Annotated in this window: 26 protein-coding genes; 9 read left to right on the plus strand and 17 right to left on the minus strand. The window is 70.7% G+C overall.

Annotated elements, in window-relative coordinates:
- Window positions 1–52 precede the first annotated feature (52 nt).
- The 4 genes from HZS55_RS01080 to HZS55_RS01095 form a co-directional block, all read right to left on the minus strand.
- Complete coding sequence (locus HZS55_RS01080) at window positions 53–427, minus strand: NifU family protein (protein WP_179909927.1); 375 nt, start codon at window positions 425–427, stop codon at window positions 53–55.
- 88 nt (window positions 428–515) lie between these two features.
- Window positions 516–854, minus strand: a complete 339-nt coding sequence (locus tag HZS55_RS01085; protein WP_179909928.1) for a cupin domain-containing protein — start codon at window positions 852–854, stop codon at window positions 516–518.
- Window positions 855–1405: 551 nt separating this feature from the next.
- Complete coding sequence (locus HZS55_RS01090) at window positions 1406–2620, minus strand: MFS transporter (protein WP_179909929.1); 1215 nt, start codon at window positions 2618–2620, stop codon at window positions 1406–1408.
- A 130-nt stretch (window positions 2621–2750) separates the two neighbouring features.
- The gene (locus HZS55_RS01095; protein ID WP_179909930.1) at window positions 2751–3557 is read right to left on the minus strand and encodes a DUF7260 family protein; all 807 of its coding nucleotides are present in this window, start codon (window positions 3555–3557) and stop codon (window positions 2751–2753) included.
- Between the two features lie 191 nt (window positions 3558–3748).
- Between HZS55_RS01095 and HZS55_RS01100 the strand changes: the two genes are divergently transcribed.
- Entirely contained in the window at window positions 3749–4330 is a 582-nt protein-coding gene (locus tag HZS55_RS01100; protein ID WP_179909931.1) for an NADPH-dependent FMN reductase, read from the plus strand.
- Window positions 4331–4374: 44 nt separating this feature from the next.
- On the opposite strand, the gene HZS55_RS01105 is transcribed toward HZS55_RS01100, so the two are convergent.
- From HZS55_RS01105 to HZS55_RS01115, 3 genes are all read right to left on the minus strand, one after another.
- The gene (locus tag HZS55_RS01105) at window positions 4375–5286 is read right to left on the minus strand and encodes a dihydrodipicolinate synthase family protein (RefSeq protein WP_179909932.1); all 912 of its coding nucleotides are present in this window, start codon (window positions 5284–5286) and stop codon (window positions 4375–4377) included.
- Window positions 5287–5370: 84 nt separating this feature from the next.
- Window positions 5371–6312, minus strand: coding sequence for a carbohydrate kinase family protein (locus tag HZS55_RS01110; protein ID WP_179909933.1), 942 nt, complete (start codon window positions 6310–6312; stop codon window positions 5371–5373).
- A gap of 121 nt (window positions 6313–6433) precedes the next feature.
- Window positions 6434–8584, minus strand: coding sequence for an ABC transporter substrate-binding protein (locus HZS55_RS01115; RefSeq protein WP_179909934.1), 2151 nt, complete (start codon window positions 8582–8584; stop codon window positions 6434–6436).
- 532 nt (window positions 8585–9116) lie between these two features.
- Here HZS55_RS01115 and HZS55_RS01120 point away from each other — a divergent pair.
- Window positions 9117–9902, plus strand: a complete 786-nt coding sequence (locus HZS55_RS01120) for an SDR family NAD(P)-dependent oxidoreductase (RefSeq protein WP_179909935.1) — start codon at window positions 9117–9119, stop codon at window positions 9900–9902.
- A gap of 34 nt (window positions 9903–9936) precedes the next feature.
- Here the strand turns inward: HZS55_RS01120 and HZS55_RS01125 are convergent, their stop codons facing one another.
- Entirely contained in the window at window positions 9937–10992 is a 1056-nt protein-coding gene (locus tag HZS55_RS01125; protein WP_179909936.1) for a beta/alpha barrel domain-containing protein, read from the minus strand.
- Between the two features lie 97 nt (window positions 10993–11089).
- Window positions 11090–11767: an RNA 2'-phosphotransferase gene (locus HZS55_RS01130; RefSeq protein ID WP_179909937.1), complete on the minus strand. Its 678-nt coding sequence runs from the start codon at window positions 11765–11767 to the stop codon at window positions 11090–11092.
- A 159-nt stretch (window positions 11768–11926) separates the two neighbouring features.
- Between HZS55_RS01130 and HZS55_RS01135 the strand changes: the two genes are divergently transcribed.
- The gene (locus HZS55_RS01135) at window positions 11927–12097 is read left to right on the plus strand and encodes a DUF5786 family protein (RefSeq protein ID WP_006883006.1); all 171 of its coding nucleotides are present in this window, start codon (window positions 11927–11929) and stop codon (window positions 12095–12097) included.
- Window positions 12098–12155: 58 nt separating this feature from the next.
- On the opposite strand, the gene HZS55_RS01140 is transcribed toward HZS55_RS01135, so the two are convergent.
- The gene (locus HZS55_RS01140; RefSeq protein ID WP_179909938.1) at window positions 12156–12494 is read right to left on the minus strand and encodes a DMT family transporter; all 339 of its coding nucleotides are present in this window, start codon (window positions 12492–12494) and stop codon (window positions 12156–12158) included.
- Window positions 12495–12595: 101 nt separating this feature from the next.
- Here HZS55_RS01140 and HZS55_RS01145 point away from each other — a divergent pair, with 101 nt between their 5' ends.
- Entirely contained in the window at window positions 12596–13414 is an 819-nt protein-coding gene (locus HZS55_RS01145; protein WP_179909939.1) for a TrmB family transcriptional regulator, read from the plus strand.
- Window positions 13415–13438: 24 nt separating this feature from the next.
- Here the strand turns inward: HZS55_RS01145 and HZS55_RS01150 are convergent, their stop codons facing one another.
- The 5 genes from HZS55_RS01150 to HZS55_RS01170 form a co-directional block, all read right to left on the minus strand.
- Window positions 13439–13891 carry a hypothetical protein gene (locus tag HZS55_RS01150; protein WP_179909940.1) on the minus strand — a complete coding sequence of 151 codons (453 nt, stop codon included), beginning with the start codon at window positions 13889–13891 and terminating at the stop codon, window positions 13439–13441.
- A gap of 62 nt (window positions 13892–13953) precedes the next feature.
- Window positions 13954–14832 carry a carboxylating nicotinate-nucleotide diphosphorylase gene (nadC, locus tag HZS55_RS01155; RefSeq protein WP_179909941.1) on the minus strand — a complete coding sequence of 293 codons (879 nt, stop codon included), beginning with the start codon at window positions 14830–14832 and terminating at the stop codon, window positions 13954–13956.
- 15 nt (window positions 14833–14847) lie between these two features.
- Window positions 14848–16467 carry an L-aspartate oxidase gene (locus HZS55_RS01160; RefSeq protein WP_179909942.1) on the minus strand — a complete coding sequence of 540 codons (1620 nt, stop codon included), beginning with the start codon at window positions 16465–16467 and terminating at the stop codon, window positions 14848–14850.
- Window positions 16464–17588 carry a quinolinate synthase NadA gene (nadA, locus tag HZS55_RS01165; RefSeq protein ID WP_179909943.1) on the minus strand — a complete coding sequence of 375 codons (1125 nt, stop codon included), beginning with the start codon at window positions 17586–17588 and terminating at the stop codon, window positions 16464–16466. Before nadA ends, HZS55_RS01160 begins: the two co-directional genes overlap by 4 nt.
- 220 nt (window positions 17589–17808) lie before the next feature.
- On the minus strand, window positions 17809–18051 hold the full coding sequence (locus HZS55_RS01170; protein ID WP_179909944.1) for a ferredoxin: 243 nt from the start codon (window positions 18049–18051) through the stop codon (window positions 17809–17811).
- Window positions 18052–18159: 108 nt separating this feature from the next.
- On the opposite strand from HZS55_RS01170, the gene HZS55_RS01175 reads away from it, so the two are divergent.
- The 5 genes from HZS55_RS01175 to HZS55_RS01195 all read left to right on the plus strand — a co-directional run bounded on the left by HZS55_RS01175 (window position 18160) and on the right by HZS55_RS01195 (window position 23668).
- Window positions 18160–19086 carry a phosphotransferase family protein gene (locus HZS55_RS01175; protein ID WP_179909945.1) on the plus strand — a complete coding sequence of 309 codons (927 nt, stop codon included), beginning with the start codon at window positions 18160–18162 and terminating at the stop codon, window positions 19084–19086.
- Between the two features lie 646 nt (window positions 19087–19732).
- Entirely contained in the window at window positions 19733–22144 is a 2412-nt protein-coding gene (locus HZS55_RS01180; RefSeq protein ID WP_179909946.1) for an ATP-dependent DNA helicase, read from the plus strand.
- Window positions 22144–22671 carry a KEOPS complex subunit Cgi121 gene (cgi121, locus tag HZS55_RS01185; protein WP_179909947.1) on the plus strand — a complete coding sequence of 176 codons (528 nt, stop codon included), beginning with the start codon at window positions 22144–22146 and terminating at the stop codon, window positions 22669–22671. The genes HZS55_RS01180 and cgi121 overlap by 1 nt, the downstream gene beginning before the upstream one ends.
- Window positions 22672–22728: 57 nt before the next feature.
- A complete protein-coding gene (locus HZS55_RS01190; RefSeq protein WP_179909948.1) occupies window positions 22729–23169 on the plus strand; it encodes a universal stress protein in 441 nt (146 codons plus the stop codon).
- Between the two features lie 49 nt (window positions 23170–23218).
- Entirely contained in the window at window positions 23219–23668 is a 450-nt protein-coding gene (locus HZS55_RS01195) for a universal stress protein (RefSeq protein WP_179909949.1), read from the plus strand.
- Window positions 23669–23684: 16 nt separating this feature from the next.
- On the opposite strand, the gene HZS55_RS01200 is transcribed toward HZS55_RS01195, so the two are convergent.
- Window positions 23685–24209, minus strand: a complete 525-nt coding sequence (locus tag HZS55_RS01200) for a phosphopantetheine adenylyltransferase (RefSeq protein WP_179909950.1) — start codon at window positions 24207–24209, stop codon at window positions 23685–23687.
- Window positions 24210–24300: 91 nt separating this feature from the next.
- The gene (locus HZS55_RS01205) at window positions 24301–24735 is read right to left on the minus strand and encodes a universal stress protein (protein ID WP_179909951.1); all 435 of its coding nucleotides are present in this window, start codon (window positions 24733–24735) and stop codon (window positions 24301–24303) included.
- Window positions 24736–24795: the final 60 nt, after the last annotated feature.

Consider the following 24795-nt stretch of genomic DNA (forward strand, 5'->3'; position numbering starts at 1 on the left):
GTCGCGACTGGACGACGGGAAAAACACGAGAAGGTGAACCGAGGGGACGGCCTCAGAAGGGCGCTTCGGGGCCTTCGTCGTCGTCGCCGCCGATGTCGCCGCCGCGGGAGTCGCCGGGCATCGAAGGGCCGGTGTCGCCGCCCATCATGCCTTCGCCGCCGCCCATGCCGCCGCCCGTGCGGGCGTTGACCGTCTCGATCTCGGGGATCTCCTTGGTCATACGGGTCTTGATGGCCTGGATGGTCATCGGGGAGATGCCACAGCCCGAACACGCGCCGCCGAGCTGGATCGTTACGGTGCCGTTCTCGCGGTCGATCTCCTCGATGGCCGCGCTGCCCCCGTGCATCTGGATCTGCGGGAAGTTCCGCCGCAGGAAGTTCGAGATGCGCTCGCGCAGGTCGTCGCCGTCCTCGGTTTCGGTGCTCATAGTAGTTCGTGGTTGGCGACGACGGTGCTTAGACCTTTGGACTCACTGGTTCGCTTCGGCGAGACCGCGTCGGCCGGCGGCGACCCGGTCAGTCCATCCAGTCCGGGTTCGCCCGCGGCGGCGCGAACACGTCGATGCCGTCCAGCGGCTCGTCGCCGGTCGCCTCGACGCTGTGGGGCTCCCCGCTCGCGAGGTGGTAGGAGTCGCCCGAACTCACCGGGAACTCCTCGCCGTCGACGACGAACACGCCCGACCCGCTCGTGATGTAGCCGACCTGCTCGTGCTCGTGGCTGTGTTCCGGGACCACCGCGCCCGGCTCGATATGGACGTGTTGCATGCTCGTCCGCTCGCCGACCGCCAGCTGTGTGAGGTGGACGCCGTCGGTGACCTCGACCGTCTCGTTCGCCGAATGTGCTTCGACCTGCATGGATCGGCTGTGGGCGTCCCCGCACCTAAGCGTGTGTGATACTCGGGACGATACCGGTCAGTACGTGGTGTTCGTTTGTCGGTGGTTTCTGTTCGATTCGGTGTGGAAGGAAGTGAGTCAGGAGTGGCCGAAGGAGACAGCAAGCGCCGAAAGCCCTCGGCTCGCTCGCGGGCGCTGTGCGACATATCCTCGCTTCGCTCGGATAGGGGTCGCGCAGCGCCCGCCACCGCGCCTCGCCTTTTCAATCCACCAGGAGACAGCACAGCACCCCGGGCAGCCACACACCTCCCCAGCCGACTGCGGTGTCTGCGGGCGGCCCGCGAGCCGCCCGCATGGCCCGAGGGAGCTTCGCTCCCTCGCTGCTCGCTAGCGCTGCGCACCTCGTCCACTGTCAGAGCACGCTCTGACAGGCCTTCGTTCACACGTTCACAAAGACCTCGCACGGTGCTGTCGCGCGGCCCTCACCGTGTTCGGGCACGCTCGACAGCGCGCGCCACGGTGGATCGATCAGTCCATCACCTGTACCGAACGTGACCGACACGTCAGTCGACTCACTCGCCGGTCGGGAGTCGTCCGGCGCGGGCGAGAACCAGCATCCCGACGGCGACGACGCCCACCAGCACCGCGTACCCGCGGAAGACGCCGTCGTAGGGGATCCCGAGCTGGTAGAACGCGCCGACGGCGACGCCGCCAGGGGCCTGCATGAGCATCATGACGGCGCTGTAGCCCGAGTAGGCGCTCGCGCGGTTCTCGTCGGGCAGCGAATCGAGCAGGTAGGCGTCCGCGACGGGGAACAGGCCGTGGACGACCAGACTCATCGCGATCGAGACGGCGGCGACCGCGGCCCAGGAGCCGACGAGCGTGAGGGCGAACAGGGTGACGACGAACCCGCCGAGGATGGCGAGCAGGACCGAGAGGTACGAGAAGCGGTCGGCCAGCCGGCCGGCGACGACGAACGACGGGACGCCGGCGGCGAAAGTGATCGTCAGGAGGGTGTTGGCCGGCCCCGCGTCGAATCCCTTCGCGCCGAGGTAGGTGACGTAGAAGTTGAACACGCCCTGCCAGACGAACCCGGTGACGCCGACGAAGACGACGCCGGCGGCGACGAGGCGCCACTGGGCGCGGATCGCCCCCAGCAGGTCGCGGTCGTCGACGCCCGCATCGGGGAGGTCGGCCCGTCGGACCGCGAAGACGAACAGGACAGTGACGACGACGGCGAGGACGGCCAGCGCGCGAAACGAGAGCCGCCAGGAGCCGCGGGCGATGGCGACCGAGACGAGGAACGGGGCGGTGACGGCGGCGATCTGCGAGGCCATCCCGCGGAGGCCGACCGCCAGGCCCACCCGGTCGGGATAGAGTTCGCTCACGAGGGGGTTGGCGGCGATGAAGAACACGCCCGAGGCGAGGCCGACGAACAGCGCGCCGGCGACGGTGACACGGATGTTCGGCGAGAACGCGGTGAACGCGGCCGCGGCGGCGAGGCCGACGCCCATCCCGGTGACGACGCGGTGGCGCGAGACGAGCGTGAGGAGATAGCCCGTCGGCAGTCGCGGGAGCGCGCTGCCGACCCAGACGGCGGTGGCGGCCAGGCCGGCCGTCGCGGGGCTGACCCCCGTGCGGATGAAGTAGTCGACCAGCGGCGCGAACGCGATCCGGCCGAAGTTCACGAGAAAGGAGAAGGCGCAGATGGAGACGAACACGCCGGCGCGGCCGCGGGGCTTCGCTGCGGTCGTCGCGGTCGCGCCCGAGCCCTCGCTGGCGGTCACGGTCTCCGGTCGCGGCCGCTGTCGGTTTAACCCCCCGCTCGCGGCCAAAGGTTCCCGTTTGCGGTGCGGTCACAGTGGACGGGGCGAGGGCGAACCGGCGGGGAGCGGAGCCGATCCGAGGCGCCGACGGTCACCGCAGACAGCGCGTCCGGAGGTCGCGGACCCGTCCGAGGCAGTCGGCGACGGCGGCCAGCCCGGGACACCGCCGCTCGCGGTCGCCGTAGAGGAAGTTGATCAGGCTCACGCCGTCGACGCCGGAGAGGGGGACCGCGGGGCGCCCGTGGACGAGTCGCTGGCGCTCGTCGGCCAGGTCGGCGCAGCTCGCCTCGGCGTCGGCCAGCCGTTCGTCGAGGCGGCCCAGTCGCTCGGGGTCGGCGCCGTCGAGTTCGGCGTCGATCTCGTCGAGCCGCCGCTCGCAGGCCGCGAGGCCGTCCCCGACGGTCGTCAGCGAGTCGCGCTCGCGTTCGAGGGAGCGACGGAACCGCGACCGTTCGTCGACGGCCCGGTCGGCGGCGGCGGCGAGTGCGCGGTACAGCGGCGGCGTCAGCCGCGTGCCCTCGACGACCTGCGCGGCCACGTCGGCGCCGCACTCGGCGGCGAGGTTGGCCCGGAGCGTGTCGTCGTACTCGGCCTCGAAGTGCGGCACCGCCATCACGGTCTCGCGGTAGGCCCTCCGGACGGTCCGGAGTCCGGTACCGACGGGCGGCTCGGACCGCGCCGCGGCGAGCGCCGGGGCGGAACCGGTGGCCGCCGAACCCGCGCCGATGCCCGCGGCGTCGGTCGCGGGTCCGTCGGCCGTCGCGGGGGTCCACGGTTCGACCTTCGAGAGACGGGCGCGGAAGCGGTCGAACGCCGCCCGCTCGTCGGTGATGTACTCGATCTCCCTGTCGACGGTCTCGACGGCGTCGGCGACCCGGTCGTGCAGTGTCTCCGTCATGTGTCTCAGGCGTGGTGGTATCTGTCCGCCAACCCGTGTAACCGGTTGCTATGTGGGGCACGTAGCGCTCCCGACGGCTATGTAGCGGCGTCGCCCCGCGGGGCGCGGGCGGACGGCGCCGGAGCTATCGCTGGGGCGACCGAAGAGACGTTCAGCGAACCTTTATTCGGTCGGTGCGTCGATCCGAGTACATGACCCGCCCCGACGTGGTCGCCGTCTGCGGCAGTCGCCGCGAGGGCAGTTACACCCGCCGGGCCCTCCGGACCGCGCTCGACGCGGCCGCCGAGGCCGGCGCCGACACCGAGTTGCTCGACCTGCGAACGATCGACCTGCCGCCGTTCGACCCCGACGCCGAGGAGGGAGAGGCGGTGACCGAGTTCAAGCGGCGCGTCCGCGAGGCCGACGCCGTGATCCTGGGCTCGCCCGTCTACCACGGCTCCTACTCGGCGACGCTGAAGGACGCGCTGGACTACTGCGGCAAAGACGAGTTCACCGACGCGACCGTCGGCCTGCTCGCGACCGCCGGCGGCGGCAGCTACGCGAGCACGTTCGACCACCTCCGAACCGTGGTCCGGTCGGTCCACGGCTGGACGATACCCACCCAGGTCGGCATCCGCGGCGCCTACGACAAGTTCGACGGGTCCGAAGTCGTCGAGCCGGGCCTGGAAGACCGGATCCGAAAACTCGGCCGCGAGGTCGCCGCCAACGCGGACGTGGCGCCGGCCGCCCGCCGCGAGCGAGGCGTCGTGGCCGCCGTCGACTGCGACGACTGAGCAGCGGGCTGTCGGGCGGAGACGACGAGCGACGCCCGCGGCGCTCAGATCAGGTCGAGCGTCCGCAGCGTCCGTTCCAGTTGCACTTCCTCCTCCTCGCTCATCCGCTGGAGCGGCCGTCGCATCGGGCCGGGGTCGAAGTCGACCTCGGGATGGAGGTCGAGGGCGGACTTGACGCCGCCGAGGTAGGGTCCCTGGTCGATGGCCTTCCACACGTCGAACACGCGGCTCTGGAGCTCGCGGGCGCGGGTCTCGTCGCCGTCGACGTAGGACTCGTACAGCTCGACCGCCATCTCCGGGAAGACGTTCGAGACGGCGCTCACCAGGCCGGTACAGCCGATCTCCAGTTCGGCGAACAGCAGCGAGTCCAGCCCGGCGAGATACGTGAGTTCGGGGTGGCGGTCGATGGCCTGGCCGAGCCACGCCACGTCGCCGCTGGAGTCCTTGACGCCGACGATCCCGTCGATGGCCGCGAGCCGGTCGAGGGTGTCCAGATCGAGCTTGTTGCCCATCCGCGCGGGGAAGTGATAGATGTACACCGGGACGTCGACGGCGTCGGTGACCTCCTCGTAGTGTTCGACGACGGCGTCGTTGTCGATCGGGTAGTAGTAGGGGACTCCCACGACGACGGCGTCCGCGCCCGCCTCCGCGGCGTCGCGCGAGTAGGAGACGGTGTTTCGGGTGCTCGGTGCGCTGACACCGGCGATCACGGGCACCTCCTCGCCCACTTCGTCGACGACGGCCTCGACGACCGCGGCCCGCTCGTCGGGCTTGAGCATCGGGAACTCCCCGTTGGTCCCCAGCGGGAACACGCCGTGGACTCCCCTGTCCACCACGAACCGCGCGTGAGCCGCCGTCGCGTCGAGCGCCAGCTCCTCCTCGTCGGTGAAGGCGGTGATCGTCGGCGGGATCACCCCGTGTATCGATACGTCGTGCGTCGGGCCAGTGTTCGCCATCTGTCGATCACTGCACGACCCGCGAATATGAAGCTGTCGCCACAGGTCAGTTCTGACACCGTTCGAGAGCGGCGAACGGGCGGTCTACACGACGGAATCGGAGTTCGGGAGGTCGGCCATCCCGCCGGCGCGGGTGGTCGCCGCGGCGGCGACGGCGTTCCCGCGTTCGAGGACCGCCGAGAGGTCGCGTCCACCGCCGGCCAGCGCGTCGACGACGCCGGCGGTGAAGGCGTCGCCGGCCCCCGTGGTGTCGACCGCGTCGACGGCGTAGCCGCCGTGGCTCGCCGCGGCGGGGCCCCAGGGCGCGTCGTCGGTCGCCCGGGCCGCCGCGCCGCCCTCGCCCAGCGTCAGGAAGACGGTGTGTGGACCGCGCTCGTGGATTCGGGGCGCGACGGCGTCGATGTCGTCGGTATCGCCCTCGATCCCGGCCGGTCCCAAGTCCTCAGGAGAAGCCTTGACGGCGTCGACGGCCGGGAGTATCCGGTCGGCCTGTCGGGCGAAATCGGCGTCGCCCCACAGCTCCGGCCGGGCGTTGAGGTCGAAGACGACGGTGCAGTCGCGGGCGTTCGCGCGGTCGACGAGGTCGTGGACGGCGCTGCGGGCGGGGTCGCTGGCCAGCGGGACGCTACCGACGACGACCCACTCGACGGCGTCGAGGGCGTCGGCGGGGACGCGGCCCGGCTGGAGGCGGGTGTCGGCGGTGCGGTCGCGGTAGAAGGTGAACCGTGGGCCGCTCGTCGGGTCGCCGCTGACGAACGCGAGGGTGGTCTTCGCTTCGGGGTCCCGCTCGACGAAGCGGTCGGGGACGCCGCGGTCGGCGAGCGTCTCGGCCAGGAAGTCGCCGAACGGGTCGTCCCCGACGCGGGTCCAGAACCAGGCGGGGCGGTCGAGTTGGGCGAGGCGGACGGCGACGTTAGCGGGGGCCCCGCCCGGCCGGCGGGCGAACGCGTCGGTGGTCGCGAGGGGCGAGTCTCCCTCCGGCAGGAAGTCGACGAGCGTCTCGCCGGCGACGAGAACGTCGGGCATACGCCGGGCTACCGGGCCGACAAGGAAAAGTCGCGAGGGTCGACGGCGAGCGGGTGCCGTCGCGGTCGGGCGGGTCGGTGCGCGGTGGGCGGTCACCCGGAGAGCACGCCCCGGTCGGTGCTCACTCCGGCGGTTCGAACTCCTCGTCGGTGCTTGCCTGCGTGAGTCCGGTCAGGGTGGTCCCGATCGGCATGTTGACGTTGCGCGCGTAGTCGAGGGCGCGGGCGCCGTCGTCCGGCCACTCGAAGTCCCGGACGTTGCCCCACGTCCCGGACAGCGACTGGGCGAACACGAAGTCGGGGAGGTAGTAGTTGTAGTACTGCGCGCAGGTGCGGTACAGCTCGAGAACCTCCTCCTGGGAGGCGCCGGGCTCGCGGATCGCCTGGACGACGTCGAACATGTCGACCTCGCGGCCGTTGTCCAGGTCGGGGTTGATGCCGGCCTCGTCGGGCGCCTCGATGGAGCCGACCTCCTCGGGCAACTGGACGTGGACGGGCTTGTTCTGGGTGTCGCGGTCGTCCTCCTCGGTGAGTTCGAAGACGCTGCCGGCGGTGGGGCTGCCGCCGAGCAGGGCCTCGCCCCACCAGGCGCCGCGGTCGTTGTACTTGCCGAAGATGGTGGCGGTGTCCGACCAGAAGATCGACGTGTCGTAGTTCAGCCCGCTGCCTTCCGGGTTGAGGCTGTCCGACCACGTCGAGAAGCCGGGCGTCGAGAAGTTGACGCCGAAGCCCCAGTTGGCGAGGTTCGCCCGGATGGTCTGGGCGGCCTGGACGTAGCTGCTGTTGCCCGACTGGGCCGTGAGGTCGATCGTGGCCTGGTTGCCGTTGGGGTCGACCCACTGGCCGCCCTGCCTGCTGTACCCCGCGTTCTGCATGTACTGGTTCGCGGTCTCGACGTTCTGCTCGCGGGAGTAAGTGTGGAGGCTGTTCAGGAACTCCTCGGAGAAGGTGGACTCGTTCTCCGAGTCCATCAGGAACGTGTCGTAGGAGGTGGTCTGGCCGGTCTCCTGGCCGAAGCCGTTGGCGACGACGGCGTTCCAGTCGACCGCCTCGACCAGGGCCCGGCGCACCCACAGCCGCTGGAGGTGCGGGTTGTGCCAGTTCATCAGCCACTGGGTGCCCAGCGTGGAGTTGAGCCACCGCGTCAGCTCCTGCATGTGGTCGGGGAGCATCTCGCGGTTGAAGTCGGAACTCGGCGTGACGGCGCCGCCGTTGAAGTCGATCGAGCCGTTGCTCGCGAGCGTCTGGCGCCGGCTCGCGTCCGCCCAGAAGATCTCGACGTTCTCGACGTTCGTGTGGCCGGCGTTGGGGTGGTCGTCGTTCTTCCGGAGGACCATCGACTCCGAGCCCACGTCGTCCATGTTCTCGAGGACGTACATCCCCGACCCCCAGCCCTCGCCCTCCTCCATGGCGATGCGCTGCAGGGAGACGCGGTCGCTCGCCAGTTCGTCGCTGACCGACGAGACCTCGTCGGCCGAGGAGGCGTCCTGGAACTGCTCGTGGTACGGGTCCGTGAAGTCGGTGTGCAGCGGCGGGTTGAAGAGTAGGCCCTTCGCCTGGGCTTCGATGATCGGCTTGGCGACGGGGTTGGGGTCCTGCGCCGGGATCGTCCCTTTGTCGAACCAGCCGTGGCGGGTCCACTGGTCCTCGGCCTCCTCGTTGAACGTCGCGCCCTCGGTGTACTTGTTGCCGTTGAAGAACCAGGCGGTGTGGTTGTGCTGGACCAGCGTCGGCGCGTCGTAGGGGTCGCCGTTCCAGAACGACGCCCGGTCGTCGAGGTGGTGGCGCCAGTCGTAGGGCTCGTTGACCGACCAGTCCTCGATCCACGTCATCAGCTCGACCTCCTCGTGGTCGGGTTTGTGCGGGGTCGGCACCGTCGTCCCGCTGTAGGCGTTGGTCTTCGTGTGGACGTTGTTGAGCCCGTTCAGCTCCGACATCCAGTTGTCGCCGTAGGTGTTGTCCTGGGGCGTCCAGGGGTTCCAGTTGAACACGTCCGGGGAGTTGTTGACCGCGACGCGGACGGTGTCGGTGACCGCCGGGCGGTCGGTGGCGGTCTCGCTCCCGCCGTCGTCCGACTCCGTCGGCGTGTCACCGCCGTCTCCCCCCGCGTCGGTCTGGGTGTCCTCGCCGCCACCGCCACCGTCGGTCGGCGTGTCGCCGCCACCGCTGCCGCTGGGACACCCCGCCAGGCCCGCCGCACCCAGGCCCGCGAGTATCTGTGCGTACTGTCGACGTGACAGGTCCGAACCACTGCCATTGGGATCGCGTGGCATACCACACAGGTCCAGCGACTCGTATATAATGGTTATCCACGTTATCGTAACAGATTCCGGCTCGCTAAATCCGAACGGGCCAGAATACGCCGGAAACGCGCTATCGACGCCTCGAAGGCACACACTTATATCAAGATATCGCGGTCGATTTTGTTTGACAATAAAGAACATGCAACACGCAGCGAGTCGGACCGCCGCGTCGAGAGGACAGTGTTGCTGGTTCCCGGCGACGGGGTCCGCGTCGGTTCGAGCGGGACCGATAGCGAGACGCGCTGACCCTCGGTGACGGGCGTACGATCCCGCTTCCAGTGGTCGGATCGGGGTTCCCCTCCACGGAACGCGATGGGATCCTTCCAACATGGCTGGAATGCATTGGCCGCCGAAACGCACCGCAGGTCCGTCCCGAGCGGGAGTGGCGTGGGGTTCTACCCGCGATCGACGTGTCCAACAGTAGTGGATCGCTTCGACGTGACAGCGAACCGGTGACTGTCCGACGGACACACCCATGTCGGTCGGGACGGAACGGCGGGTCATGGGAACGACCGACTTCGACTTCGCGGGCGAGACGGCCCTGGTCACCGGCGGGGGTTCCGGCATCGGGCGGGCGCTCGCGCTGGCGTTCGCCGACGCCGGCGCGGCCGTCGTCGTCGCCGACAGGCGCGAGCGGCCGCGGGGCGACGACGCGGCGGTCCCGACGCACGGGGCCATCGAACGCGACGGCGGCCGCGCCGAGTTCGTCGAGACGGACGTGTCCGACCCGGTGCAGGTCGAGACCGCCGTCGAAGCGGCGCGGGCGCTGGGCGGCGTCGACGTGATGGTCAACAACGCCGGCGTCCACCTGACCGAGTCGGTGCTCGACATCACTCCCGAACAGTTCGACCGTCTCCACGCCGTCAACGTCCGGGGCTGTCTGTTCGGCTGTCAGGCCGCCGCCCGGGACATGCGCGAGCGCGGCGTCGAGGGCGCGATCCTCAACATGTCCTCGATCTCCGCGACGATGGCCAAACCCGGACAGATCGGCTACGAGTCGACGAAGGGAGCGATCCGGATGATCACCCGGAGCGCTGCGCTGGAACTCGCCCCCGACGTCCGGGTCAACGCCGTCGCGCCCGGGCGGACGGCGACGGGATTCGGCGACTCCTCGGCCGCCGAGAAGCGTCGTTCGGTCGAGACGGGCGACCTGCTGAAACCGATCCCGATGGGTCGAGCCGGGACTGTCGACGACGTGACCGGCGCCGCGCTGTTCCTCGCCAGCGACGCCGCCGGCTACGTCACCGGCGAGACCGTCCACGTCGACGGCGGCTACCAGGTGGTCTGAGCGTCGGTCGGGACGGTCGCGCGGTCGGAGACGGCTAGGACTCGTCGTCCGTCGCTGGCGCGTCCTCGGGGCCGGTGACGCCGTCGAGGTACGCGAAGAAGGCCTTCTTGCGGGGCGTGTTGGCGTCCCAGCGGACCGGCGGCGACTGGTAGCCGTGCCAGTAGTCGTTCTCGCCGGGGTCGAAGTAGCCCCAGGAGGCGCCGGCCTCGACCGCGGCATCGAGGTTCGACGCCGAGCCGAACGCGAAGTGGTCGTCCTCGTTGAAGACGACCGGCATCGGCTCGTAGGACGGGCGTTCGCGGACTTCGGCGACCATCTCGCGGATGCGGTCGGGGTCGTCGACGCCGTTGCCGTGCAGCAGGGCGAAGTCGGAGGCCCCGACCACGTCGTCCGGCGGGACGACGCCGCCGCTGGTACTGACGCCGACGGGGTAGCCGAACCCGTCGCGTTCGATCCCTCGCACGCGCTCGACCAGCTCCGTCACCCGCTCGACGTCGATGATGTCGTGGTCGTAGTTGATGTCGCACTCGTTGGCGACCTCGACCAAGACGTTCGTGTACTCCCGGTCGAGCAGCCACCCGACGGCCTCGTCCACGGCCCGCTTCACCGCCGCCTCGTCTTCGAGGACCCCGTCCTGACCGAAGTAGAACAGGCCGAGGACGACGACCATCCCGAGGTCGTCGGCGCGGTCGAGGACGCGCTCGACGCGGGCCATCCAGTCGGGTTTCAGCGAGCCGTCCGGGCGAAAGGCCGAGACGGTCCACGGCTGGGTCTCCGAGTAGCCCTCCGGGCTACCGCACTGGAGGTTCGCGGCGATCGCGCGCAGACCGCGGTCGCGGTAGGCGGGCAGCGCCGCGCAGAACTCGGCGACGTTGCGCTCGGGGTCCCACTCCCCGGTGTCGGGGTAGGCCCACTCGTCGCGGGTCTCGGGGTTGTCGTCGTCGAACCACGCGTGGACGAGGCGGGCGTTGAACAGCCGCCCCTCGATCGAGACTCCCTCGTGGCTGGCCCCCTCGTAAGTCGGGCGCCCGTCGATCGTGAACCGGTCGCCGTCGATACCGACGCGAGTCGACCGGTCGCTGCCGAACATGCCCCCACTGGCGCGACCCGCCGACAAACCGTTTCGGGTGGGGATCGATTCCGCCCCGACCCGGGGGATCCGTCCGGACGGACCGACCCCGCCCGACTCACTCGTCGTCGAGCACCGAGAGGTACGCGGGCGGCACGCGCTCGGTCGTGTAGGTCGTCCGGCCGCGGCGGGCGATCTCGCGGCCGTCGTCGAGCATCCGGGCGGCGCCGATCTCGAACACGACCGGCTCGGTGGCGTGGCGAGCGCCGACGCGCCGCGCTTCCGCGACCGTCCCGGAGAGGTGGACCAGCTGGCGCGACATCGGCTGGAGTCCCTCCTCGCGGATCGCGTCGACGGTCCCGGGCGCGGTACCGTGATAGAGGGTATCGGGGACCGAGTCGTCGCCCGAGTCGAGGTCCACGTCGACCGAGTGGCCGTAGGCCGCGCGGACGCGGTCACCCGCCCCCTCGACGCGTGAACTGCCGCCCGCTCGGGACCCGCCGGTGCGCTCGAAACGGCCGTTCGGGTCGGTCGCGACGACGGCGGCGACGGCCTCGCGGTCGGCCCAGTCGTACTGTCGTTCGACCGCGGCGACCAAGTCGTCGAAGGCGGTCCAGCCCGCGCCGTCCAGCGTCAACCCGGCGTCGTCGGGGAAGTGCCGCAGCGCCCCCGACAGGAACTTCGAGAGCCGGCGGCGACGCCCGCCGGCGAGGACTGCGTCCCCCTCGCGGTCGCAGACGGGACAGGTCCCGCCCTCGAAGTAGCCGTGGTCGTCACAAGCGCCAAGGTCGGTCATCGGGCGGGCGTTCGTCCGGGCGGGTGAAAACACGTTCGCGGTGGCGGGCCGAAACCGGTCGACGGGACGCCACCGGGCGGACGTGCGAAGCGGTGACACGTCCCGGAACGGCTCCCGACCGCACGGTTTTTCACTCCGATCCCGCTAGGGTGGTCCACAATGGGCTTCGGGAGCTACGACGAATCCGAACAGGAGAACCAGAGCGGGGACGCCGACTACGACGAGGACGACGCCGTCAACGTCCACGAACACGACCACGAGGGGGAGGTCTCCGTCGAGGGCGCCGACGAGGCCGACGAGCTCGTCGACCGGCTGCAGGACATGAAATAGCGCGGCGACCGACCCCATCCGACCGCGCGGAGCGCTCCGGTCGTCCCTACCGCCCCGCTCAGTGCGCGGGCGCGTAGGCGTCCGAGAACGCGTTCAACACGGCGACGCCGGCGACGACGAGGGCCATCCCGACGACTCCGGCCGCGTCGAGATTCTCTTCGAAGACGACCACGCCGACCAGCGCCGTCGCCACGATGCCGACGCCGGCCCACGTCGCGTAGACCAGCCCGACGGGGAGTTCGTCGAGCGTCAGCCCGAGCAGGTAGAACGAACCGACGTAGCCGACGACGACGGCGGCGGTCGGGAGGGGGTTCGAGAACCCCTCGCTGGCCTTCAGCGCGGTCGTCCCGGTCACCTCCGCGGCGATAGCGAGCGCGAGCGTCAGGTACGGTCGCATGGGCGGGGCGACCCGCGCGACCGGAAAAGCCGTTGTCGAACCCGCCGCCACTTCCTGTCCGTTCCCGAGTACTTTAGTCGCGGCCGCGCCCACCGCCGGGTATGTCTGACCTGGGGGAGCTGGGGCTGTCGAGCTACGAGGAGAAGGTCTACCGGACGCTGCTGTCGCTCGGATCGGCGACGGCCCAGGAGGCCTCCGACGCCAGCGGCGTCCCGATGGGGCGGATCTACGACGTGCTGAACGGGCTCGACGCTCGCGACGTGGTACGGAGCCAGTCGACCGAGCCGACGCGGTACGCGGCGGTCGACCCGGAGACGGCGGTCGATCGGTTGCTCGCCGAGTGCCGTCGGGAGCTCGACGCCCGCGAGGCGCGCTACGAGGCGATCGCCGAGGGGATCGGACCGGAACTGGCGGCGACGACGCCCGCGGAGAGCCGGTTCTGGACGGCCCCGTTGGGCAGCGACGCGGCCGTCTCGCTGGAGCGGGATCTGTTCGCTTCGGCGGGCGAGGCGGTCCGGTCGGCGATGAGCTACCCCTACGCAGGGGCGCCGTGGGACCGGTACGAACCCGAGGTCGACCCCTTCTACGAGGCGGTCGGTGACGGCGTCGAGGTGCGACTACTCGGTCACGCGGCGATGCTCGACGCGGCGCCACCCGGGGCAGCCGAGCGGGTGGCCGACGCACCGGCGAACGTCTCCGTGCGCGTCACGACCGACCTGGGGACGACCTTCGATATCGTCGACGGGAACGAACTGACGCTCCACGTCCCCCACCCGACCGAGCGCGGCGAGCGACTGGGCGTGATCCACGTCCGCGACGAGTCGATGGCCGGCCGGCTGGTCGAGGTGTTCGACCGCGCGTGGGAGGCGGCGACGCCGCTGTCCGCCGTCGCCGAGGGCGAAGTCCCGGTCGGGGAGTGAGCGCTCGGGGGGATTCGACCGTCGCTACTCGTCCCACTCGTCGCTGGACCAGGCGTCCTCGTGGTCTTCGACGGACGACTCGCCCGCCCGCGGGAGGACGCGCGAGAGGACCACGTACTCCGCCATCGCCAGCGTGAGCGCGACCGCGACCGGGAGGAGGAGGCTCTCGAAGACGAACAGCAGCGCGAGGACGACGACGCCGGCCCCCGACAGCGCGTAGCCCGCGGCGCCGGGGTGGAAGCTCCGCGCGAGGTTCCGGTGGGCGTCGCGCACGTAGTCCTCGTCGGCCCGGCGGATCGTGTAGGGGACCGTGTAGAAGATGCCGACGCCCGAGAGCGCGCCGACGAGGACCGCCACGGCGATCCGGTCGAACAGGAGGACGGTCACGGAGGCGAGCATGCCGAAGGTGACGACCCCCGCGGCGCCGCCGACCAGCCCGGGCGATATCGGGGCGTCGTCCATCGCCGTCTCTGACATGTCCGGGTCGTCGCGGCCGCGGGGGATAAACGGTGGGGGCGGCGAGTCGCTCCGCGACTCCGTCACCCCGTCCGGAAGGACAGATCGAGCGTCGGCGCCGAGTGCGTCAAACTTCCCATCGAGATCACGTCGACGCCGGTCGCGGCGTAGTCGGGCACGGTCTCGACGGTGATCCCACCCGAGGCCTCGGCCAGCACCTCCCGACCCAGGTCGTCGGCCGCCGTCCGCAACAGGTCGACCGCCTCGGCGGTCGTCTCGGGGTCCATGTTGTCCAGCAGGACGATGTCGGCGCCGGCTTCGGCGGCGCGGGGGGCCTGCTCGACCGTCTCGACCTCGACCTCGACCTTCGTGGCGAACGACGCCCGTTCGCGGAAGTGCTCGACGGCCGGTTCGAGGCCCATCTCGGCGACGTGGTTGTCCTTGACCATCACCATGTGCGACAGATCGAGGCGGTGGGTGTCGCCGCCACCGGCGACGACGGCCCGCTTCTCGACGCCCCGCAGTCCGGGCGTCGTCTTGCGGGTGCCGGCGACGCGTACGTCGTCGCTCTCGCGGCTCGCGGTTTCACCGCTCGCATCGCCCGAGGTCTCCCATCGGTCGATCTCGCGAGCGGCGTCCACTGCGCGTCGCGTCTTCGTCGCGACACCGGAGGCGTGGCCCGCGATATTGACGGCCACCCGCTCGCCGCGCAGCACCTCGCGAGCGGAGCCCTCGACTTCGAGGACGGTGTCGCCGGCGTCGATGCGGTCGCCGGCGGCCGTGCTGTCGACGACTTCGACGCCGAGGTACTCGAAGACGGCCCGGGCGGCGTCGAGGCCGGCGACGACGCCGGCCTCCTTGGCGACGAGGCGACCGGTCGTCCGGCCGGGCACCTGATTCGTCACGTCGTGGTGGCCGACGTCCTCGCGGAGCCACGTCTCGATCTTCGAATCGGGGATCATGCGAGAGCGCCCCCGTCAGTCGGCCCGCGAGGGCGCGGGCTCCTCGACGAGGTTGTGCGTCCCCACGGACTCGCCGTTCTCGGCGGCCGCCCGCGTCACGAGCAGCGCCGTCACGGAGGCGTGGCGGAGTTCGTACAGCGACCGCGCCGTGCGCGTCCGGACGTAGGCGTCGACCTCGCCTTTCAGCCGCCGGAGGACCGCCTGGGCGCGACCCAGGTCGTCGGGACTCCGGCGGAGGCCGACGTACTCGTCCATCGTGCGGCGCAGGCGGTGGAACTTCTCGCGGGCGAAGTTGTCCGGAAGTGCGGGGTCCCGGTCGAGGAGTTCGGGCGCCTCGACGACCGCGGGGTCGAAGTCGGCGGCATCTTCGCCGGCCCGGAGGCCCCAGACGAGTCCCTCCAGCAGCGACGTGGAGGCCAGCCGGTTGGCGCCGTGGACGCCGGTCCGGGAACACTCGCCGACGGCGTACAGCCGGTCGAGGGAGGCCCGACCGCGGGTGTCCACGTCGACGCCGCCACAGAGGAAGTGCTCGGCCGGGCCGACGGGGATGCCGGACTCCCAGTCGACGCCGCGGGCCTCGCACTTCTCGGCGAGGTCGGGAAACTCCCCGCCGAAGTCGAGCGGGCTCACGTCGAGGACGACCTCGCCGGTCTCGTCGATCTCCGTCTGGACGGCCCGGGCGACCACGTCCCGGGGCGCGAGTTCGGCGTCAGCGTGGTAGTCGGGCATGAAGCGCTCGCCGTCACCGTTCAGGAGGTGGGCGCCCTCGCCGCGGACGGCCTCGCTGACGAGGAAGGGGCCGTCGTCGGGGTCGTCACCGGACTCGACGGGTTCACCGTCTCGTTTCGATGCGCTTCGCGCCTCGCTCCCGGGGTAGACGGTCGGGTGGAACTGGACGTACTCCATGTCCGCCACGTCGGCGCCGGCGAGCGCGGCCATCGCGATGCCGTCACCCGTCGACCCGTCGGGGTTGGTCGACCGGGTGTACAGGTCGCCGATGCCGCCCGTCGCCAGCACCGTCGCGCCCGCGAAGGTGGGCGTGACGTCGCCCTCGCGTTCGAGCAGGGCACCGTGGACGCGGCCCTCGTGGGAGACGAGTTCGAGCGCCGCGGTGTCGTCGCGGACGGTCACGTCGTCGCGGTCGTCGAGGTAGTTGAGGAACGGCACGTGGATCGCCTTGCCGGTCGAGGCGTCGACGTGGAGGATCCGCGGCTCGTCGTGGGCGGCCTCGCGGCCGAAGTCGAACGCCTCGGCGTCGTCGGCGCTCGCTTCGGCGGCGCCCGCCTCGGTCTCGTCGCTCGTGTCGAACTCCACGCCGAGGGTGTCGACGAGCACCTCGGAGACGGCGTCGTTGGCCTCGTCGACGAGCACGTCGACCGCTTCCGGGTCCGCGGTGTCGGCACTGGCGGTCAGGATGTCTTCCTTGAACTGGTCGGGGTCGTCCCGAGAGACGGCGATACCGCCCTGGGCCCACCACGAAGACGCCCCTTCCGGCCGGGTGGCCTTCGTCGCGACGGTCACCTCGGCGCCCTCGCGGGCCGCCCCGAGCGCGGCGGCCAGCCCGGCGATGCCGGATCCGACCACGAGCACGTCCGTCGTGCGGTAGTCGTCGTAGTCTTCGAGTTCGGAAGTCATATTTCGAGCATCCGGTCGAGGGCGACCTGCGCGAGCTCCTTCTCCTCCGGTGCGACCTCGATGACGTTGCGCTCGCGACCCGCGACGAGCTCCTCGAGCACCCACGTCAGGTAGTTGGGGTCGATCTGGCGCATGGCGTTGCAGTCCATGCAGGCGTCGCCACAGAGGGGCAACACCTCCACGTCGGGGTGCCAGCGGTCGAGGTGCTTGGCGAGGTGGATCTCCGTGCCGATGGCCCAGGCGTCGCCGGGGTCGGCCTCCTCGACGACCTCGCAGATCGTCGCCGTCGAGCCGACCACGTCGGCGGCCTCGACGACCTCGCGGCGGCACTCGGGGTGGACGACGACGTTCGCGTCCGGGCGGCGCTCGCGCAGGTCTTCGATGTGGCTCTCGCTGAAGCGCTCGTGGACCTGGCAGTAGCCGTCCCAGAGGACGATGTCGTTCTGGACGACTTCCGCGGCGTCCTTGCCCTCGGGGTCCCACGGGTCCCACTCGGCGATCTCGTCTTCCATGCCGAGCCGGTAGGCCGTGTTCTCGCCGAGGTGCTTGTCGGGGAGAAAGAGGACCTTGTCGCCCTTCTCGAAGGCGTACTCGAAGGCCTTGTGGGCGTTCGAGGAGGTACAGACCAGCCCGCCCTGCTCGGCGCAGAAGGCCTTCAGGTCGGCGTAGCTGTTCATGTAGGTGATCGGGATGATCTCCTCGTCGGGCGCGGCGCCGGTGATCTCGGCCCACGCGGCGTCGACCTGCAGCGCCTCGGCCATCCCGGCCATCGGACACGAGGCCTCCATGCTCGGGAGGATCACCGACTGAGAGTCGTCGGTGATGATGTCCGCCGACTCGGCCATGAACGTCACGCCGCCGAAGATGACGTAGTCGGCGTCCGCGTTCGCGGCTTCCTTCGAGAGCTGGTAGGAGTCGCCCACGAAGTCGGCGTGTTCGACGATCTCCCGGCGCTGGTAGTTGTGGCCGAGGATCACTACGTCGTCGCCGAGTTCGTCGAGCGCGGCCTCGATGCGCTCCGTGCGTTCGGCCTCGTCCAGATCGCGGTAGGCCGGCGGCAGCTGTTCCAGGTTGTCGTACTTGAAGAGACTGAGGTCAGTCTCGAACTGCGCTGTTTCCATTTCCGGCACGGGTGGTCACTTGGGTTGGCGATTCTATGGACCACCGTATTGAAAAAGTTTTGTCTTCAATACACCCGACCGGTGACTCGGTCGGTTGAAACGGGCCGTCCGACAGGCGTATCGGAGACGATATCCGGGATTGTTGGTTCGTGATGTGTGCTACCACGGGCCGATATCAGCCGGAGATAGGTGGCCGCGAACCGGGAGAAGGGTGAGCCGTTCAGACGACCTGCTCGCCGTCGTCGTCGTAGACTTCGATGGCGTCGACGGGACAGGAGCGGGCGGCGAACTTCGCGTCCAGCTCGGCATCTTCGGGCACCTCGCGGACGAACAGATCCTCGTCGGTCTCCTCGCCGTCGACGAGGACCGCCTTGCCGGCGTCGCTGTCGCGCTCGAACCCGTCCCACTCGGCGACGCACTGGAACATTCCGATACAGGTGTCGCGGTCGTACTCGATGCGCATACTCGCGGTTGGCCGGCGACCGGCATAGGGATGGCGGGACGACGGGGACGGCCGACGGCCCGAGCGCAGTCCACGCGGTTTTCTATCTGCCCGCCCACGTCACGGTCGATGACCGACGGGTCCCCGACGGAGCGCGACGCTCGCCGCGCGGTCGCCGACGCGGTCCCCCGCGAACGGGTCCGTTCGACCGCTCGCATTCAGGGCGGGACGAACACCCTCTACCGCGTCGAGACCGACGCGGGCGGGTACGTGGTGAAATTCAACACGTTCGTCGGACCGGAGATCACGGCCGCCGAGGTCGAAGTGTGTCGCCTGCTCGCCGACACCGACGTGCCCGTCCCACGAGTCGTCGACGCCGTCTTCGACCGCGCCGAAGGACCAGGCTACTTCGTCACGACGGCACTCCCGGGCGACCCGCCCACCGACGTGTCGCCACCGCTCGCGCGGCGGATGGGCCGGGTTCTCCGCGAGTTCTCGTCGGTGTCCGGCGTCGACGCCATCGACGGGTACGGCCGGCTGCAGCGCGCATCCGAGGAGACGCCGCCGCTCGCCGGCTCGGCCGACACCTGGCGCGAGTACGTCGCGTGGTACGTCGACATGCTGCTGTCGAAGCCGAGCGACCGAGTGGCCGACCTGGTCGACCCCGTCCGCGGCGTCGTCGACGAGACGCTCGACGCGGTCCCCCGGCGACCCGACCCCGCGGTCGTCCCCGACGACTACCGGCCGGCGAATATCCACGTCGCCGAGGGCGAAGTCGTCGGCGTGGTCGACCTCGAACGCGCCGCCCGGGGTGACCTCCGGCTCGCGCTGGTCAAGAGCGGCTACCTCCTGACCCGGGAGCGTCCCGCTGGCGGCGGCGATCGGCTCCGGACGGCGCTGTACGAGGGGTTCGACGCCGACGCGCCCGACGCGCTCGGGCGGTGTTACCGTGCGGTGGCCGTCGCGAGCGAGATCCGAGGCTTCGACATCTGGTGGAACGACGCCGACGAGGCGGCCGAAACGCTCCGTAGCATCGTCGACGAGCTGGCGGAGTGACAGGGAGTCGGTCGCGTTCAGTTCGTGGTGTTCGTTTGTCGGTGGTTTCTGTTCGATTCGGTGTGGAAGGAAGTGAGTCAGGAGTGGCCGAAGGAGACAGCAAGCGCCGAAAGCCCTCGGCTCGCTCGCGGGCGCTGTGCGACATATCCTCGCTTCGCTCGGATAGGGGTCGCGCAGCGCCCGCCACCGCGCCTCGCCCTTTCAATCCACCAGGAGACAGCACAGCACCCCGGGCAGCCACACACCTCCCCAGCCGACTGCGGTGTCTGCGGGCGGCCCGCGAGTCGCCCGCATGGCCCGAGGGAGCTTCGCTCCCTCGCTGCTCGCTAGCGCTGCGCTCCTCGTCCACTGTCAGAGCACGCTCTGACAGGCCTTCGTTCACACGTTCACAAAGACCTCGCACGGTGCTGTCGCACGGCTCTCACCGTGTTCGGGCACGCTCGACAGCGCGCGCCACGGTGGATCGATCAGTCCATCTCGTGTACTGAGCATCCGCGCGCCGGAGGCGCGCGGTTCCACGCGGCCGAACGGAGTGAGGCCGCGCCTTTTTCACCCATGTTTTTTGCGAGGGGGTCGCCAGCGGCGACCCCCTCGCGAAAAAGATGGTCCCGACAGTTTAAATCCCGAAGGGCGCAAGGCGTCGGTAATGGACGTCGCGGACATCCCGGGCGTGCCCGAGTGGTTGCCCGAGCACCTGCAGGGCGACGGCATCGAGTCGCTGTACCCGCCCCAGGCCGAGGCCGTCGACGCCGGCGTCACCCAGGGCGAGAACCTCGTCGCCAGCGTCCCCACGGCCAGCGGGAAGACCCTCGTCGCCACGCTCGCCATGCTCGCCAGCGTCGAGCGCGGTGGGAAGGCGCTGTACATCGTTCCACTGCGCGCGCTCGCGAGCGAGAAACGCGAGGAGTTCGAACAGTTCGAGCAGTACGGGCTCGAAGTGGGGGTCTCGACCGGCAACTACGAGTCCGAGGGCGGCTGGCTCGCGACGAAGGACATCGTCGTCGCCACGAGCGAGAAGGTCGACTCGCTGGTCAGGAACGACGCGCCGTGGCTGGACGAGTTGACCTGCGTCGTCTCCGACGAGGTCCACCTCGTCGACGACCCGAACCGCGGCCCCACCCTCGAAGTGACGCTCGCGAAGCTCCGCCAGCTGAATCCCGACCTGCAGACCGTCGCGCTCTCGGCGACCATCGGGAACGCCGAGGCGCTGGCCGAGTGGCTCGACGCCGCCCTCGTCGACTCGGACTGGCGCCCCATCGAGCTGAAGAAGGGCGTCCACTACGGCCAGGCGCTCCACCTCGAAGACGGCTCCCAGCGCGAACTCCCGGTCAGGAACTCCGAGAAGCCGACCGCCGCGATCGTCCGCGACACGCTCGAAGACGAGGGGTCGACGCTCGTGTTCGTCAACTCCCGACGGAACGCCGAGGCCGCTGCCGGGCGGCTGTCTTCGACGGTCGAGCCGCATCTCACGCCCGAGGAGCGCGACCAGCTCTCCGAGGTGGCCGACGAGATCCGCGACGTGAGCGACACGGACACGAGCGACGACCTCGCCGACGCCGTCGAGGGCGGTGCCGCCTTCCACCACGCCGGGCTGTCGAGCGGCCACCGCTCGCTCGTCGAGGACGCCTTCCGCGACCGACTGATCAAGGTCGTCTCCGCCACGCCCACGCTCGCCGCCGGCGTCAACACGCCGTCGCGGCGCGTCGTCGTTCGCGACTGGCGACGCTACGACGGCACCGCGGGTGGGATGCAACCCCTCTCGGTGCTCGAGGTCCACCAGATGATGGGGAGAGCGGGGCGGCCCGGCCGCGACCCCTACGGCGAGGCGCTCCTGCTCGCGAGCAGTCACGACGAACTCGACGAACTGTTCGAGCGCTACGTCTGGGCCGAACCCGAGGAGATCGAATCGAAACTGGCGGCCGAGCCGGCGCTCCGGACGCACATCCTCGCCACCGTCGCCTCCGGGTTCGCCAACTCCCGCGAGGGCCTGCTGGAGTTCCTCGAACAGACGCTCCACGCGAGTCAGAACGCCGACCGCCAGCAGCTCGAACGGGTCATGGACGACATGATCGAGTATCTCGAGGTCAACGAGTTCTTAGAGCGCGAGGACGACGGCGGGCTCGCGGCCACGTCGCTCGGACACACCGTCTCGCGGCTGTATCTGGACCCGATGAGCGCCGCGGAGATCATCGACGGCCTGCGCGCGTGGAAGCGCGGCGACGGCCGCGCGCGGGCGGACGACGGGGCGAGCGGGGCCGACCGCCCGGCCGCCGACGGCGAGGAGCCGCCGGGGTTCACGACGGCGGGCGAACTGGCCGACGACGCCGACGAGGAGGCGGCCGAACGGCCCGACCCCACGGCGATGGGGCTGTACCACCTCGTCGCGCGCACGCCGGACATGTACGAGCTGTACCTGCGCTCGGGCGACGAGGAGGAGTACCAGATGCTCGCCTTCGAGCGCGAGGCGGAGTTCCTCGGCTCGATGCCCAGCGAGTTCGACCCCGCCTTCGAGGACTGGCTCTCGGCGCTGAAGACCGCGCGCCTGCTGGAGGACTGGGCCAGCGAGGTCGACGAGAACGAGATCACCGACCGCTACGGCGTCGGCCCCGGCGACGTGCGCGGCAAGGTCGAGACCGCCCAGTGGCTGCTCGGTGCTGCGGAGTCGCTGGCCGGCGAACTCGGGCTGGGGCTCGCACCGGCCGTCCGCGAGGCTCGCGTCCGCGCCGAACACGGCGTCCGCGAGGAGCTGACCGAACTCGCGGGCGTCCGGAGCGTCGGCCGCAAGCGCGCCCGGCGGCTCTACCAGGCGGGCATCGAGGACCGCGAAGACCTCCGCGAGGCCGACAAGTCCGTCGTGCTGGGCGCGCTCCGCGGACGCGAGCGCACGGCGGAGACGGTCCTCGAAAACGCCGGCCACCGCGACCCCTCGATGGACGGCGTCGACCCCGACGACAGCGCCCGCCCGGACGACGGCGGGAGCGGGGCCGGCGGCGGGGACGGGGGGACGGGCACCGAACCGGACGACGAGGAGGACCAGTCGAGCCTGGGGGACTTCTGATGGAGCTGGTCGAGGGGGTCGCGACCGTCGACGACCTCGACGCGTTCGTCGCTCGGCTCGGCGAGATCGGCGACGAGCACGGCGCCAGCGTGCAGGCGTTCGACGCTCGCACCGTCGTCGACCGCGCCCACCTCGACCGGGCGGTCGAACTCGCCGACCGGGCGCTCGCCCGCGGCGAGAACGTCGCCCGCGACCGCGCGGTGGAGGTCCTGCTGTACGCCGCCGGCACCCGACAGATCGATCGGGCGCTCGAACTCGGCGTCAACGACGGGGAGTGCCCGGCGGTCGTCCTCGTCGACGCCCGCGAGCACTCGGACGACCCCTCAGCGGCCGAACAGCGGGCGGCGGCAGCCGTCCGCGACCTGACGGGGCCGGGCCGGATCGAACCCGCGGAGACGCTCGGCGAGTACGACGGCGAGCGGGTCCGCGAGTACTTCGCGGTGAGCGACGCGGAACTCGACGCGGTCGAGGGGTCGCTGGCCGACGTGGTCCGCGAGCGGGTCGCACTGCTCGACGTGGCGAAGTGAGCGGCCGGGGCGGTCGCAGCCGTCACCAGTTTAACCCCGCGAGTCGAACCGTCACCCATGTACGAGGACATCCTCGTTCCGACGGACGGGAGCGCGGGCGCGAGCGCGGCACTCGAGGAAGCCATCGAACTTGCCGACCAGTTCGACGCGACGATCCACTCGCTGTACGTCGTCGACCTGGCGTCGCTCGGCACCGAGGCCGGTGCCGTCGACATGGTCGAGTCCTTCGAGCAGACGGGCGAAGAGGCGACCGAGGCCGCGGCGACTCGGGCCCGCGACGCCGGCGTCACGGCGGAGGCGTCGGTCGCGACCGGCAGTCCCCACCGCGAGATTCTCGAGTACGTCGACGACCACGGGGTCGACCTCGTGGTGATGGGCACCCACGGCCGCACCGGGCTGGAGCGGTACCTCCTCGGCAGCGTCACCGAGAAAATCGTCCGTGCCGCCGACGTGCCGGTGCTGACCGTTCGAGCGGACGAGGCGGGCGACGGGGAGTAGCGACCGCCCGGGAGAAAGGCTCAGGGCCGTCCGTGCCGTACGGTACCACATGCGATTCGCAGTAGCGATCGACGGTTCGAGCGAGAGCGATCGGGCGCTCGACCACGCCGTCGAGGTGGTGACCGCCGCGGGCGCCGCGCTGACCGCCGTCCACTCGGTCGACCCCGACGTGTACGACACCGGTGGTACCGAGCCGCCGACCGACCGAGCCGAGTACGACGACCGGCTCGTCGTCGAGAGCGTCGACGACGCCGAGCGGCGGGGCGAGCGTCTGCTGGACGACGCGGTCGAGCGCGCGGCCGACGCCGGGTTCGATATCGACGCCGAGCTGCTGTACGGCGACCCCGTGCGGACGATACCCGACTTCGCGACGACGGAGGGGTACGACGGCGTCTTCGTCGGCCACCGCGGCCTCTCGGAGGCCCACGAGCGCGTCCTCGGTAGCGTGGCGAAAGGGATCGTCGAGCGGTCGTCGCTGCCGGTGACCGTCGTCCGCTGAGGTCGCGTCGCCGGCGTCAGCGGTCCGGTCGGGAGTCGACGGCCGCCCCGTCGGCGGACCCCTGCTCACCCGACTTCGCGGGCGCGGCGAGCTCGCCGTGTTCGTCGATCTCGCCGCCGACCAGCCGCGTCGAGGAGATGCGTTCGCCGTCGGCCGCGCGGACGAACGGGACGACGAACCCCTCCATCGGGGCGAGGTTTCGGCGGACGCGCTCGGCGTTGATGTCGGCGATCTCGTGTGCCGTCTCGGGCGAGACGACCAGCGCGTCGAGGGTCGGTTCCGTCGACGCGATACCGTGTTCGTCGTGTAACTCCCGGATCTCCACGTCGCGGCCCCACTCGTCTACCCGGTCGAGCTCCGCGCGGAGTCGCTCGCGGCGGTCGGTGAAGTCGGGGACCGGGCGCTCGCGCTTGCCGCGTGCGAACTCGTCGCTCGTCAGCGCGACGAGGACCCCCTCGTCGCCGCGCTCGAGCGCCTTGCGGAAGAGCGCGCGGTGTCCGTCGTGGATCGGTCCGAACGTGCCGGCGACTGCGACGCGCATACCCCGATCTGGAGCGCGGGCGAGAAGTGTCTCACGGGTGGATACGCAACCCGAGTGGCCTCCGGTCGACGAGTGCGTCGGCGCCGGGCGGTCACCGCCCGACGAGCGCACCGGGCGCGACGACGGTGTCGGCGACCCGTTCGAGTTCCTTCCGGACGCGACCGGGACGGCGCCGACCGGCGAGCACGACCGTGTCGGCGTCGATCTCGGCGGCGTAGGCGGGCAGTTCCTCGTTGGGTCGCCCGTGACAGCAGCGGGTGAGCACCGTGACGCCGCGCTCGCGGCCCCGCCGGTCGACGGCGGCGAGCAGGTCGTGGCCCGCGTCCTCGGCGTCGTCGACGAAGATCTCGGCGCTCGACAGTGCCGGCTCGCCGTACCGTCCCGTGTCGACGACGTACAGCGCGTGGACGGTCCCGCCCGTCCGCTCGGCCGACGCCAGCGCGTGGTCGATCGCCCGGTCGGTCGCCTCCGCCCCGTGCCCCTCGGTCGCGCTCCCGTCGAGCGAGAGCAGGATGCGCTCGGTCATCGATCGGATGGAGTCGGATCGGCCGTAAATAGCTTCGAGACGGTTCGTGCGCCCGGTCGG

Origin of the sequence: Halosimplex rubrum (assembly GCF_013415885.1) — an archaeon.
Classification (GTDB): Archaea; Halobacteriota; Halobacteria; order Halobacteriales; family Haloarculaceae; genus Halosimplex; species Halosimplex rubrum.